The organism is Paenibacillus glucanolyticus, assembly GCF_037333485.1.
GTDB classification, from domain to species: domain Bacteria; phylum Bacillota; class Bacilli; order Paenibacillales; family Paenibacillaceae; genus Paenibacillus_AQ; species Paenibacillus_AQ glucanolyticus.
The window spans coordinates 3,727,343-3,742,283 of sequence record NZ_CP147845.1 but is presented as its reverse complement, the minus strand read 5'-3'; the positions used below and the strand labels follow the sequence as shown (position 1 = coordinate 3,742,283).

The window sequence follows — 14,941 nt, the reverse complement described above, 5'->3', positions numbered from 1 at the left end:
TTGGAATCACGAAATTAGGCGACGATCCTCTGCCAAAGCGAGGTAAATAGATGTCCATCCGAATTAAATTGTTATTATCCTATACCGGCATGCTTGTCCTCAGCTTGTTGGTATTTGTGTTGATTGCCGGATTGTTTACCATCGCAGCAACCGGCGACATTCGCGACATTCGGGATTTTTATAAAGTGCATTATCAGGTCAACCCGCTAACAGAGCAAGAGGAGTCCATCTTTCTGGAATTGAAATACCTGGCTAAGAATGAACCGGACGAGCTCCAAAACCAAGAGCTGCTGAAGGAATATGATTTCAAGCTGAGAACGGTGAGAGCCGGGCTCTATGTCCGCCGGGAAAAAGATCAGGTGTTTGAATCCCATACATTCAATCAGCCCGAACTGGAACGGAGTCTGCCTCATTATGACTTGAACAATAATCAGATCCGCCATACGTTTAACATTGGCGAACGATTCTATGCTTATGCCAAGTATGATTTCCGTTATTCGGATGGTGCGAAAGGAAGTGTCTTTGTCATACGGGAGCGTAGTCCCTTTGGTGAAGTGACACGCAAGCTGCTGCCTGTCCTCGTTCTGATTCTGATCGGCATCATTGTGATAACGAATGTACTGTTATACCGCTGGATTACCCGCAGCGTTGTCAAACCGCTTGATTTGCTCCGGAATTCGGCTGAGCACATCAAGGAGGGAAATCTCCAATTCTCGCTTGATTTGCAGACGAAAGACGAAATCGGACAATTGAACGAGGGCTTTGAGGATATGCGAAAGCGGCTGCAGGCCTCGATTCAGCTCCGGCTTCAGGATGAAGAGAACCGGAAGGAGCTGATCTCCAATATATCGCATGATTTACGTACACCTATTACAAGTATCAAAGGATACATCGAAGGGATTCGCGACGGAGTTGCCGATACACCGGAGAAGATGGATAAGTACGTGAACATCATTTATGCCAAAGCGGTTGATCTCGATAAACTTGTGGGTGAGTTGTTCCTGTACTCCAAGCTTGATTCGAAGCAAGTGCCATTCATGTTCGAGCCTGTAGATATCATCGGCTTTCTAGACGACTGCATTGATGAACTTCAGTTCATTCTTGATGAAAAGGGGATTCAACTGGAGTGGATGGAGCGTACGGCGGATCGAGTTGAGGTCATAGCCGATCTGGAAAAATTGAAGCGAACAGTGCTCAATATTATTGGAAATGCCCAAAATTTTATGGATAAGCAACCCAAAACCATTCGTGTCTCGACCCGAATATCTCCCGAATGGGTGACGGTTGAAATCCAAGATAATGGGATGGGCATCCCGCGCGACGCGATCCCGCATATATTCGAACGGTTTTACCGCGTTGAACCATCTCGCAATTCTTCTACGGGTGGCAGCGGGCTTGGGCTGGCAATTGCAAGCCAGATTATAGAAGGGCATGGGGGTACCATCTGGGCGGAAAGCGAGCTGGGAGTCGGTACAAGCCTGTTCTTTACACTCAAAAGGGCGATCAATTAAGGAGGATCCATGACCACACGCATACTCATCATTGAAGATGAGACTACAATTGCTCAGCTGGAGCGGGATTATTTTGAACTGAATGGATTTTTCGCAGATTTATGCCATACGGGCAATGAGGGATTACATCTGGCACTTAACGAGGACTACAGTCTCATCGTTGTCGACCTGCAACTCCCCGGGATGAACGGCTTTGAATTATGTCGCCAGATCAGGAAGAACAAGGAGGTCCCGATTCTAATCGTTTCGGCCAAGAATGAAGAGATTGATAAAATCCGAGCCTTTAATCTCGGCGCCGACGATTATATTACCAAGCCGTTCAGCCCAAGCGAATTAGTTGCAAGAGCCAAGGCACATCTGATGAGATACAAGAGACTGATGGGCAAACAAGAGACGGTTCAAAATGCAGAGATTCATATACGCGGCCTGGTCATTGATAAATCCGCTCGAAGAGTGTACGTGCGCAATCAGGAAGTCGTGTTTACGACCCGAGAGTTTAACCTGCTCGAATTTTTGGCAAGCCACCCTAACCGCGTATTCAGCAAAAATGAACTGTTTGAACGAATTTGGGGTATGGATTCCAGTGGGGATATAGCAACCGTAACGGTGCATGTCCGCAAGCTGCGCGAAAAATTGGAGCTGGATTCTTCCAATCCACAGTATATTGAGACGGTTTGGGGAGCAGGCTATCGCTTTTCTGTCTGATGGAGTTTATAAAAAGTTAATATATTGTTTCGAATTTATTAATCCCAGCTTTCTTGGCAGTTTAAGACTCTCCTCTATGATGGAGTTATGACGATCAGCTAATGATACGCATAGATTCTAAGGAGGGTTAACACATGAACAAGAACAAGCATGCTACTAAATGGGCTGCCCTGATGTTGGCAGCTGCACTGGGAACGGCATCTCTACCGTTCAATGTGCTGCAAGCTAAAGCAGCAGAAGTCATGATAGCACCCGAAGATATTCAGCAAGCGATCCAGGAGTTGTCCGGGCTTCGCGTGATGCAGGGTTACCAGGATGGAACGATGGGAATCACGAATCCCATTACAAGAGCCGAGTTGGCCAAAATGGTAGTCCTTACATTTGGGCTGGAGGGAGCAGCCGAGAACCAGGCAGGCTTAACGGATGTCAATCCAAATGCCTGGTATTCCGATTATGCAGCTGAGCTGGCGGCGCTGGATATCATGACAACGACGGATGGACGTTTTAATCCAAAGGGAACCGTCACTCGCGACGAGCTGGTTATTATCGTATCGCAGGCATTGAAACGCGACGTGAAATCCGTGGCTTACTGGGCGGAACGTTTACGTGAAGGCGCAGGTCATGTCACTCGGGGAGAAGCTGCATACCTGCTGAATACGGCACACCAAGCGATCCCTTCGGCAGAAGCCAAAATTACGAGTGTCCGCGCATTGAATGCCATTACGTTGATGATTACCTTAGATGCTCCCTTGACAGCAGACAATGAGGTATTTGCACAGGCTAAAGAAGATTTTGTATTTAGCGATGGACTTGCGCTAACCAACATGCCGCGTCTGAAAACGGGCTCGATATCCACTTATATTGTTCCGACATCCGTACAAAATGAGGATACCGACTATACGCTTACCTACAAAGGGCAGAAAGCAGGTACATTTGCAGGCAGCGCCACAAAGCTGGACATGACAGAGGCAAGGCAGGTCGCCAAGGATACGTTTGAACTGGAGGCGCTTAAGTCTAATGGGGTTGTAGACTATGGCTACGTTATTTCTGCATATAGCAGCGGCAGGGGAGAAAACGCATTCATACTAGATGAGAACAACCGAGCTGATGGGAAAGCTTATCAAGTCATTTCCTCCGGTCAGGGCAGAGAAGTAACCATCACTCCGGAGGGCGGACTGCCCATGGTGGCAAAATACGTTCCATTCACGCAATCGACCGATGGCAAGCAAGAACCAAAATTCCGTTTACCTGAAGGTCAGCAGCTGACCCCCGGTGTTACGTATACCGTCACCTCTGATTGGGCACAGATTGCAAGCCGGACATTCGTTGCTAAAGAATTCATCCCGCTGGAAATGGTGGGAGCCGAGGCTATCGGTGAAACTTCGGTTGCCGTTACATTATCCGAGGATCCGGGAGATGAGTTGTTCTCCGGCCGCAGCGTGGAATTGATCGACGCAGAGGGTCATAAGCAGGTGGCCGTATATAAATATTCTAGCCGCAAAGGTGCGGTAGGCGTGTTTGATCTCACGGAGGGCGATAAACTAAGAGCAGGCACGACCTATACCGTAACTCCGGTAGGAGAATGGGCAAAAGGTACTTCCACGGGCCTGACATTAAATTAATCTCATTCTATCCGGATGAATTAGGACAGATGGTGCTGTTTAACCGAAGTAAAACAAACGAAGGCAGCTCAGCGCCCGTTAAGTGAAGCAAGAAAATAATGACTCTTACAGCCAGGCTGTAAGAGTCTATTTAGCGTGCTCGTCTCGCTAGGAACATATCTCTTACTTTGCTCTACGGATAATGACTTAATGCAGGCCATGAGCCAAGTCATAGAATGACTTGCGTAATTGCGCATTGAAGCTGACATGTAGAGAGTCATTGGATAGATAGGAGAGACTTAAAAAGGCTTATTTTCTATTATTTAGAAGATAAATGCTTGAACTTCATATATGATGACTTTATACTACTTCTTAAAAACAAATAAATACTATTTTTATATTATATGTAATATTAATAGTTTTGCATATCACGAATGACACCCCGGATTGCCAGGAGTTACAGACTCGTTGGCCTATGCGTTTCTACTAGCGCAATCGATTACCCTCCATAGCAAATGTTCTGCAAACTTCAGTGTCTTACCGGAACATCCTTCTTCCCTCAATCCTTATTTTCCGCAATGCTGCTATCCATTACGCAATGATAATCAAATCGATGATGAACTTGTTCTGAAAAGGAGGTGAGGCTTCATGTAAATTTCACTGACATGCGGGTTCGCTCAGGCTAAGGCGATTCACTGTTTCATGAATCGGAATGGGTCCAACCATTCACAGATTAAAAACCGGGTAAAAGGAGTGGAAAAGTTTGATAAAGTTAAATCGGTTACGCAAGCCTCTCTCCATGGGTCTGTCGCTTCTCCTGGCAGCATCATTCATTCATCCGGTTTCAGCAGACAACACCTCCTCTCAGAAGATTGACATGAAATCCAGCTTGGCCCAGATTGCAACGGACAAGGTCAGCAACAAGCTGAGCAAGCAGTTTGAGAAAGACGATTATGTCACCTATCTGGTAAAGATGAAGGAACAAGTGGACACCGCTTCGGTCTCTAAGCAGGCTATGGAGAAGGCAACGCTGGAGAAGCAGACCCCCTCGGCAACCAAGCTCTCCGTCAGGACTTCCGTTGTAAGTTCATTGCGGGAGACGGCATCGCGAACCCAATACACACTGGAACGTTATCTGGATAAGGCACTTGATCTCGGCAAGGTCAAAGAATATAAAAGCTATTTTATTGTTAATGCGCTGGCAGTGACCAGTACCCAGGAAGTTATGGAGGAGATTGCGCTCCTGCCCGAAGTGGATAAAATTTTGCCAAATGAAGAGCGTTTCCTTCAGAAGGCTGAGGTCAACACGAAGGACGCAAGCACGGAAAAGGAATCGAGTACTCCGAAGACATCCGTACAGGAGTCAGGCGTATCGGTCATTCAGCCTGCGGTTCCCAAGGGAGCCCGTGATGAAGCCACAAACGCTCCTCAACCGCAAACGGAAAATGTGGAATGGAACATTGACTACGTCAATGCCCCGGAAGTTTGGGAGAGGGGCATTGACGGGACGGGAATCGTGGTAGCCAATCTGGATAGCGGCGTGGACTACACCCATCCTGCCCTGAATCGAAAATGGAGAGGTTATGACGCTTCGGGTAATATCGTTGATCCTGAGCTGAGCTGGTATGATCCGCACAGCGGTTCGTCCCTTCCTGCCGATGGAGATGGTCACGGTACCCATACGATGGGCACCATGGTCGGCTCTGAGGAGGATGGGAGCAACCAGATTGGTGTTGCTCCGGGAGCAACCTGGATAGCCGTACGGATATTCAATCCGGGAACGACAGATGCCATCATCCTTGACGGCGGACAATGGCTTATTGCACCCGTGGATGCGGAAGGCAATCTGCATCCAGAGCTGGCCCCTGATGTGGTTAACAATTCATGGGGCGGAGGCGCCGGATTGGACGAATGGTTCCGGCCCATGGTCCAGGCCTGGCGTGATGCACAGATCTTCCCCGAGTTCTCCGCAGGCAATGTGCGGCCGACGAACCCGGGCGGACCGGGTTCCGTTGCCAACCCTGCCAACTATCCGGAGAGTTTCGCCACCGGGGCAACCGATATTAACGGCAACCTAGCCTCTTTTTCCTTACGTGGTCCTTCGCCCTATGATGAGATCAAACCCGAGGTTTCAGCACCTGGGGTAAATATCCGATCCTCTGTACCAGGTGGTGCTTATGAAGGAGGATGGGACGGCACCTCAATGGCAGGGCCGCATACAACCGCGCTGGCAGCTCTGCTGCTTCAGGCTAATCACTCTCTAAACGTCGATCAGCTGGAGCAGATTATCATGGAGACGGCCACGCCTCGAACGGACAGTCAGTATCCGACTTCACCCAACAATGGGTATGGTCACGGAATCATTAATGCATTGGATGCTGTAGGTTCGGTGGTAGAAGGCATCGGCACCGTATCGGGCAGGGTTGTAACCGCAGGCGATGATCTGGAAGAGCCGGTGCTTGAGCATACACAAGTGAGCTCGGCTTTTACGGGGATTGACGTTCCGCTTACTGCGCGCGTAACCGATAATGTGGGCGTCACCGCTGTAGAGGCCTTTGCAAGAACAGCGGGCACAAGCCAGTACGTCTATCTGCCGATGAATCGCATAGCCGGGGATAGCAAGGATGGAACGTACACGGCGGTCATTCCCGCTTTTCTGATCGAATCGCAAGGGCTGGAATACTATATTCGGGTCAATGATTACGGCAATAACGGATTTGAGAGCAGCGTCTATAAAGTTGAGGTCTCGGACGGTGTGCAGCCTGGATATATCCAGGATTTTGAAGAGAATAATTTGGGCTTTACCGCAGGCGGGACAGGAAGCGCCTGGGTTTGGGGATCACCAACAAGCGGTCCAGGAGGTGCATATTCCGGGGACAAGCTGATCGCGACTAACCTCGAGGGCACGTACGGTGCGAGCAGCAACGCCTATTTGCTTGCACCTCCAATCGACCTGACAGACAGTCCGGAGGGTGGCCTGTTAACCTTCAAGCATTGGTATGACCTGGAGCGAAATATTGATTGGGGCAAAGTATACATTGCCGCCGAGGAGAATGATTTTGCTTTTCAGGAGGTACTTAGCTTTACGGGGACTAGTGGAGGCTGGGTAACACAATATGTGGATTTACGGGCCTACGCCGGACAGCAGGTGTTCGTCCAGTTCAATCTGACGAGTGATGCTTCGGTTCAGAAGGCAGGGTGGTACATCGACGATTTTGAAATTCAGGCACCGGATGACATTGCTCCGGGAGCGCCAAGCGGGCTGGCCGTTTCAGCCGATATATTGGGCAATGCAACCTTAAACTGGACCGGTCCGGATGCTGAGGATCTGAAGTCTTACACCGTATATCGATCCACCGCTTCGGGCACAGGCTATGAAGCGATTGGAAATACGGCGGCAACAACGTACACGGATACAACAACTGTCACCGGTTCTACTTATTATTATACCGTGGCGGCTGTCGATTACAGCGGCAATGAAAGCGAGAAGTCGAGCGAGGTGTCCATTGACATCGTGGTGCCGGAGGACATCTATACCGATCATTTTGATGGCAGCAGCGACAACGGTTGGACGCATTCCGGCGTCAAAGATGAGTGGGAACGCGGTGTTCCGGTTTCGGGACCTGGCCATGCATTCTCTGTACCCAATGCGTGGGCGACCGATCTGGACAATACCTATGAAAGTGGTTCGAATTATTCCCTGGTATCCCCGGTTGTGGATTTGACCCAGGTTACCGAAGCAACATTGACCTTTAATCATTGGTATGAAATTGAGGGAGGATACGATTACGGTTATGTTGAGGCCTCTTCCGATGGAGGAAACACATGGTCCGAGCTCGGGAAGTTCTCTCACAATACCAACGGCAAGCAATGGACACCGGTATTTTATGATCTTGATGCATGGAAAGGAAACGAGGTCCAATTCCGATTCAGGCTGACCTCGGATAACAGTGTGGTGAAAACGGGCTGGTACATCGACGACTTCCGGATTCTTGGCGTTGCTCCTGGAGCGGTCACCAAGGATACTGCGGAAGTACTGCATAGTGACAAGCCGAAACCGGCCTATGATAATCCTTGGTACAAAATTAGCAGAACCGACAAGTATGAATTCAATCAAAGCAAGCAGCCGCAGCCGGAAGCTGGGAAACCGGGAACCGGAGAGGTGACACCGCAAAGCCTGCCTGCAAGCGCAACGGTTACGGTGCTGGAGACCGGGCGTTCGGTGAAGACTGATCCGGCAACTGGCAAATACAGTTTCTCTCATGTTGCAGGTGATTACACGCTGAAGGCCGAGGCCTACGGATACTATCCGAGAACCGAAGTCGTTACGATTACTGATGGCGGATCGGCAAAAGCCAATTTCAATCTGGAAGCCATCCCGCATGGACAGATTGAAGGTGTTGTAACCGACGAACGTACAGGAGAACCGGTCAGTGGGGCTAGCATAGCAGTTCTGGAAGATCCACGGGTCGGTGATGTGCGCACAGGGGAAGACGGCAGGTTCACCCTGGATGTCCTGGAAGGCACCTATACGTTATCGATTCTGGCTGCGGATTATTATGGTGAAACGGTTGAAATTACGGTTCCTGGCAACGGAACAGCTGAGGCCAATGTGACCCTTAAACCGTTTATCGGATTCCCTGGCGAAATTGCGTATGACGATGGCATACCTGAAAATGCCAGAGCCTTCGTAGCAGCGGGCAATGCCTGGGCGGTAAGGATGACGCCGGAACACGAGGCCGCGCAGCTTACGGGCGCATCGCTCCGCTTCTGGAACACCGAATGGCCGCAACCAGGCGGCACCGCGTTCCAATATGCAGTGTATGACGTTTCGGGCGAGAATGGAGCGCCGGGTCGTTTGCTGGCAGGTCCTTTTGACGGAACCGCACTGCGCAACGATCAATGGACCACAGTTGAATTCCCAGAGCCCGTTGTTGTGCAAGGCGATTTCTACATCGTGTACGTTCAGACGGAGGCAGGAAACAATGCCCCTGGGCTTGCAACCGATGAATCGGGCGAAAATGCCTTAAGAAGCTGGCAGCGTGTAAGTGGTGCCTGGAGTCAGGCTCCCGCAGAAGAGGGCAATTACATGATCCGCGCAGTGGTGCGTTATCCAGTTAATGCACCTATCATTACGTCACCTGTCAATCATGCGTACACGAATGAACAAACGGTGACCCTAACAGGCACTTCTCCGGCATCGGGTGCAGAGATCCGGATCTACAACGGCGAGGAAGCGGCAGGGACCACCGTTGTTGAGAATGGGCAGTTTACGCTGAATGTGGAGCTGACACCGGGAACCAACTCGCTCACTGCCGAGGCTGTAGTCAACGGAAAGGCTACAGATCGCTCGCTGCCGGTAGTTGTAACGCTGGATCAGACTGCCCCGGAATTAACGATTGTGACTCCTGAGGAAGGCAGCCACACCAATACGGAGGTGGTCCATGTTACCGGCAGCGCCCTTGATGAATTCATTGACACGCTGACCGTGAACGAACAGCAGGTACAGCTCGGTGAGGACGGAAGTTTTACGCATCGCGTACTGGTCAACGAAGGCGAGAACACGATAGCCGTAAAAGCCAAAGACCTTGCAGGCAATGAGTCGACGGTAACTCGTACCGTCTACGTAGATACCGCATTGCCGGAAATAAGCAATATCTCACCAGCAGAGGATGTTCGAATTACAGCGGGAGAGACTGTAACGGTCTCCTTCGACAGTGTTCCGAATCTTCAAGCCTCTTTCCGAATTGAGCTTCCTTTGGATCTGAGTGCGCAGGGACGAGGCGAAATTCCATTGACCGAGACGGAATCCGGTCACTACTCGGGGACCTACACAACACCGTCCAGCCTGGTGCTGGATGGTGGAATCATAGTGATTCGGGTGCGGGATGCGGCCGGCAATACATCCGAGACTGAAGCTGGCGGAAGGCTGTATGTATCTTCCGGCCAAGGAGAGAATCCTGAACCGCCGACCAATCAGGACCCCGTGGCCGTGATTCAGGCTCCGTCTAATGCAAAGAAGAAGAAAAATGTTGAATTCGATGCTCGCTCCTCCGTGGATGAAGACGGCGAAATTGTGAGTTATGTTTGGGATTTCGGGGATGGATCAACCGCTTCGAAGGCCAAAGTCAAGCATAAATTCAACAATGCAGGAACGTATACGGTGCGTTTGACCGTTACGGATAATGAAGGAGGCGTGAACAGTGCTGTTCACACCATCATCATTCAGTAAATGTAACCAAATCACTGATGGTATCGTGATATGTGAAAGGTAGAATGGATAATCGAACAGCCCCGGGTCCTGTTGATTCAACAGAGCCTGGGGCTTTGTTTGTCTTGTTTATTTTTGTGAGTGGTCGTCTAATTGTTGCAAAAATGGGTATTTAATTGATAGATGGTTGACAACCTGTATATACATGTTATCATTTCTTCATAGATAACCTGTATATACAAGATGATGAGGAGGACGCCGTTTTATGCATACCATAGGGAACCCGCTCCAGGATTGGTGGAGAACTTCCACCGTTTATCAGGTATATCCGAAGAGCTTTAATGATACAACTGGCCGTGGTACAGGCGATATCCGCGGACTTATGGAGAAGCTTGATTATATAAAGGGGCTTGGTATCAATATCGTGTGGCTCCAGCCGGTCTACGTTTCTCCGCAAAATGATAACGGTTACGATGTTGCAGAATATTGCAGTATTGATCCCGCTTTCGGTACCATGGAAGATTTCGACGAACTTGTAGCAGAATTGAAAAAGAGAAATATGCACTTGATGATCGATATCGTTGTGAATCACTCATCCACCGAGCATCCATGGTTTAAAGAGGCAAGAACATCCAGGGATAATCGCTATCGCGATTATTACATCTGGCGAGATCCCGGAACCGATGGAGGTCCACCTAATAACTGGAAGTCCAAGTTTGGGGGACCTGCCTGGCAGTATGACGAAGGCACAGGGCAATATTACCTGACTCTTTTTGACAAGACACAGGCGGATCTGAACTGGGAGAACGAGAAGGTCCGAGAGGAAGTCGTTGATATTCTCAGGTTCTGGGCGGACAAGGGCGTAAGCGGATTTCGGATGGATGTCATTAATCTGATATCGAAAGATCCAGATTTCCCGGATGATGACGGCTCCGTGTCTCCCGGAGACGGCCGCAAATTTTATACCGACGGACCGCGGGTGCATGAGTATATCAAGGAACTGAATGAAAAAGTGTTCAAACCGTATAACCTGGTTACGGTCGGGGAAATGTCCTCTACAACCCTTGAACATTGCATCCGTTATTCGAATCCGAAGGAGAACGAATTCTCGATGACCTTCAACTTCCACCATCTGAAGGTGGATTATCCGAACGGGCAAAAATGGGAGCTCAAGCCTTATGATTTTGAGGAGCTGAAAAAGGTGCTATCCGATTGGCAAACCGGCATGCAGCAAGGCGGAGGCTGGAACGCTCTGTTCTGGAACAACCATGATCAGCCGCGCGCGCTTACAAGGTTCACGGATGATAAGGAATACCGGACAGAAAGTGCGAAGATGCTTGCTACTACACTTCATGGGCTTCAAGGCACTCCTTATGTTTATCAAGGGGAAGAAATCGGGATGCCGGATCCCAAATGGAATGATATGTCCGAATTTCGGGATATCGAATCATTGAATATGTACGAGATTCTTCAGCAGCAGGGCAAAACGCCGGAAGAAGCTGCCCATATTGTGACCGTACGGTCCCGGGACAATTCCAGACTGCCTATGCCGTGGAATGACGGTCATCAGGCCGGTTTTACGACAGGCACGCCATGGATCAAGATCGATGAGCGGTATCCCCTGATCAATGCACAAGCTCAAGTGGAGGATCCGCATTCGATATATCACCATTATCGCCAGCTCATTGAGCTGCGCAAGAACCTTCGTGTTCTAACCGACGGGGAATACGTTCGGCTGGATCAAGGACATCCCGAGGTTTATGCCTATGCCAGAAGAACGCAAGAGCAGACGCTCATAGTAATTTCCAACTTTAGCAGCCGCAGCGTTTCGTACGAACTGCCACCGAATATGTGGGGGAAACCGGACATGGCTTCCGCGCAGCTGCTTATCCGCAATACGACGGAACAACCGGAGCTTGCCGAGGTTGTGAAACTTCAACCATATGCCTCTTATATGTGGCTTATTGAAACCAACTAAATTTATATAGTCAGGAGCGTACAGCTATGGCCATTGATCGCAAAAATGTGGAGCGAATTGTCGAAGCAGTCGGTGGAAAAGACAATATTGAAGCCGCCACGCATTGCGTTACACGATTACGATTTGCCCTTGCGGACGACAGTAAGGTTGATACCAAAGCTCTGGATGAGAACGATCTGGTGAAGGGGCAGTTCTCCTCTCAGGGTCAATTTCAAGTTGTTATCGGACCAGGTCTGGTGGACCAGGTCTACAATGAAATGATGGATATCACCGGTGGAACAAGAGCATCCAAGGATGATGTGAAGACCCTTGCCAGCAAGAAACAAAATCCGATTCAGCGGGCCATTAAGACGCTAGCGGATATTTTCATTCCGATTTTGCCGGCGATTGTCATGGCAGGTTTGCTGCTCGGCATTAATAATCTGCTTACGGGTCCAGGTATCTTCTACGAAGGACAATCCCTGATTCAGGTGCATCCCGAATGGGCGGATGTGGCATCGATTATCAATCTTATCGCAAGTACGGCATTTACTTTTCTTCCCGTCCTGATCGGCTGGTCGGCGGTACGGCAGTTTGGGGGCAACCCGCTGCTTGGGATCGTATTAGGACTGATTCTGGTTAATCCGGATCTTCTGAGTGCCTATCAGTATGCGGACGCCAAACTGGAGGGCACGGTTCCGGTATGGAATTTATTCGGTTTTGACGTTGAGAAGATCGGATATCAGGGTCAGGTGCTGCCTGTTCTGGTCTCTGCTTATATATTAGCCAAGATCGAGAAGTTTCTGGACAAGCGTGTTCATGATTCCATCAAGCTGCTTATTGTGGCGCCCGTTGCCTTGCTGGTAACCGGCTTCCTCGCATTTATCCTGGTGGGACCTATCACCTTTGCCATTGGCAACGTCCTCACTTCAGGACTGGTCAGCATTTTCGATTCGTTTGCCGCTCTTGGCGGCCTGATATACGGCGGATTGTATGCGCTGCTGGTTATCACGGGAATGCATCATACGTTTCTTGCGGTAGATTTCCAGCTTATCGGCAGTAACGGAGGAACGTTCTTGTGGCCGATGCTGGCCTTGTCCAACATTGCACAGGGTGCGGCCGCGCTTGCCATGATGTTCATTCTGAAGGAACAGAAGGCCAAAGGGCTTGCTGTTACGTCATCGATCTCCGCCTTTCTGGGCGTAACCGAGCCAGCTATCTTCGGGGTAAACATTCGTCATAAATATCCTTTCATATTCGGTATGGTCGGATCCGGTATTGCCGGCGTGCTGCTGGCAGTCAACAACGTTCTGGCTTCTTCGATCGGAGTCGGTGGTATTCCGGGCTTTCTGTCCATATTCCCTAACCAGTGGGGCGTGTTCTTCCTGGGGATGGCGATTGTACTGGTTGTTCCGTTCACGGGAACCTTGTTGTTCGGACGTTACCAGATGTCGAGGCCAATCAGAAACCAAGGGAAGGAAATTCCCCAAGATAACGTTGAAAATGAACGGACGGACGGTGCGACTGCAGCCCCAACCCGTTCTTCCATATCCTCTGTTTCTGAGGCAAGTACTTCAGCCGATGCTTCCAAGAAGGTTATGGTGGATATCGCTGCACCGATGAACGGTAAAGTCGTGCCTTTGGCTGAAGTTCCGGACCCTGCGTTCGCTGAAAAACAAATGGGGCAAGGTATTGCCATCATTCCGTCGGAAGGGAAAGTCTACGCACCGTTTGACGGTCAGGTCGCTCATCTGATCAAGAAGAGCAAACATGCGATTATTTTGACCGATACTAACACGGGGTCCAGATCCTGATCCATGTGGGAATCAACACCGTCTCCTTAAAAGGGGAGGGATTCATCGCCCATGTAGAGACGGGGGATGCCATAACCAAGGGACAATTGCTGCTTGAATTCGATATCCATCGTATTGAACAAGCCGGCTTGCCTGTTATCACGCCGATCATCGTACCGGATGGACAGGAACTCATTCAGGAGGTTGTGGAGTATGAAGGAGAGGCCGTTCAAGGTCAGACCCGCGTGCTTCAAGCCGTTTTGCATTCTGAAATCTGACGGTACCTGTGGAGCATGTAATCATCGCTGGATCATGGTACAATAGCTGATGGTGATAAGGGATGACAAACAATATTTATTGGACGCTTTACAAAGATTATGCCGAACAAATCGATACGGGAATTCTCCAGGCCGGCAGTAAGCTGCCATCGGAGAACGAGCTTGCCGCCACCTATCAGATTACAAGGGAAACGGTTCGCAAAGGACTTAATTTGCTCGCGCAAAACGGGTATATCCACAAGGTTAAAGGCAAAGGCTCCTTTGTTCTGGATACAGGCAGATTGAACTTTCCGGTATCGGGTCTGGTCAGTTATAAAGAGATGGCTGAACGGTTAGGCAGAAGAAGCCGAACCTTTGTGTATGAAACGAAATGCGTCCCTGCAGGGGAGAGCATAGCGAAGGAGCTTCAAATCCGTCCGGACCAGCTCGTGTGGAAGGTGATTCGCGCCAGGGAGATCGAAGGGGAACGCATCATCCTGGATATTGATTGTTTGCTTGCCGACATCGTCACGGGTTTGACGAAGGAAATTACCGGCGATTCTATTTTTCAATATCTTGAGGAAGAATTGCATTTGAAAATCAGTTATGCCAAAAAAATAATTTCTGTTGAACGTGCTACAACCATGGACCACGATTACATGGATCTTGGAAACGATACACATGTCGTCGTAGTCCGGGGTTACGTTCATCTGGAGGATACAACACTCTTTCAATATACGGAATCGAGACACCGGTTAGATAAATTCCAGTTTGTCGATTTTGCCAGAAGAGAATCCAATGTGGAGCATTGGAACAAATAAAAGATAGAAGTGTCAAGCAGCCGCGATGAGATCGCGGCTTTTGCTGTTGCAGCAGCGGAAGGAGGGGAAATCATCTCCTTTGTTG

General features: G+C 49.6%; 8 protein-coding genes. All 8 read left to right on the top strand.

Going from position 1 to position 14,941, the window contains the following annotated elements; genetic code table 11:
• The first annotated feature begins 50 nt into the window (after positions 1-50).
• Entirely contained in the window at positions 51-1,511 is a 1,461-nt protein-coding gene (locus tag WDY75_RS17570) for a cell wall metabolism sensor histidine kinase WalK (RefSeq protein ID WP_063479413.1), read from the top strand.
• Between the two features lie 9 nt (positions 1,512-1,520).
• Positions 1,521-2,216, top strand: coding sequence for a response regulator transcription factor (locus WDY75_RS17565; RefSeq protein WP_063479414.1), 696 nt, complete (start codon positions 1,521-1,523; stop codon positions 2,214-2,216).
• A gap of 134 nt (positions 2,217-2,350) precedes the next feature.
• Positions 2,351-3,838: an S-layer homology domain-containing protein gene (locus WDY75_RS17560; RefSeq protein ID WP_063479415.1), complete on the top strand. Its 1,488-nt coding sequence runs from the start codon at positions 2,351-2,353 to the stop codon at positions 3,836-3,838.
• Between the two features lie 742 nt (positions 3,839-4,580).
• Positions 4,581-10,049 carry a S8 family serine peptidase gene (locus WDY75_RS17555; protein WP_063479416.1) on the top strand — a complete coding sequence of 1,823 codons (5,469 nt, stop codon included), beginning with the start codon at positions 4,581-4,583 and terminating at the stop codon, positions 10,047-10,049.
• Between the two features lie 244 nt (positions 10,050-10,293).
• Positions 10,294-12,006, top strand: a complete 1,713-nt coding sequence (gene treC / locus WDY75_RS17550) for an alpha,alpha-phosphotrehalase (RefSeq protein WP_063479417.1) — start codon at positions 10,294-10,296, stop codon at positions 12,004-12,006.
• A 26-nt stretch (positions 12,007-12,032) separates the two neighbouring features.
• Positions 12,033-13,799 carry a PTS system trehalose-specific EIIBC component gene (gene treP / locus WDY75_RS17545; protein WP_409348305.1) on the top strand — a complete coding sequence of 589 codons (1,767 nt, stop codon included), beginning with the start codon at positions 12,033-12,035 and terminating at the stop codon, positions 13,797-13,799.
• A gap of 5 nt (positions 13,800-13,804) precedes the next feature.
• Positions 13,805-14,056 (top strand): PTS glucose transporter subunit IIA, encoded by a 252-nt coding sequence (locus tag WDY75_RS30795; RefSeq protein ID WP_409348304.1) that lies wholly within the window; start codon positions 13,805-13,807, stop codon positions 14,054-14,056.
• A 62-nt stretch (positions 14,057-14,118) separates the two neighbouring features.
• Entirely contained in the window at positions 14,119-14,856 is a 738-nt protein-coding gene (gene treR, locus WDY75_RS17540) for a trehalose operon repressor (protein ID WP_063479418.1), read from the top strand.
• Positions 14,857-14,941 lie beyond the last annotated feature (85 nt).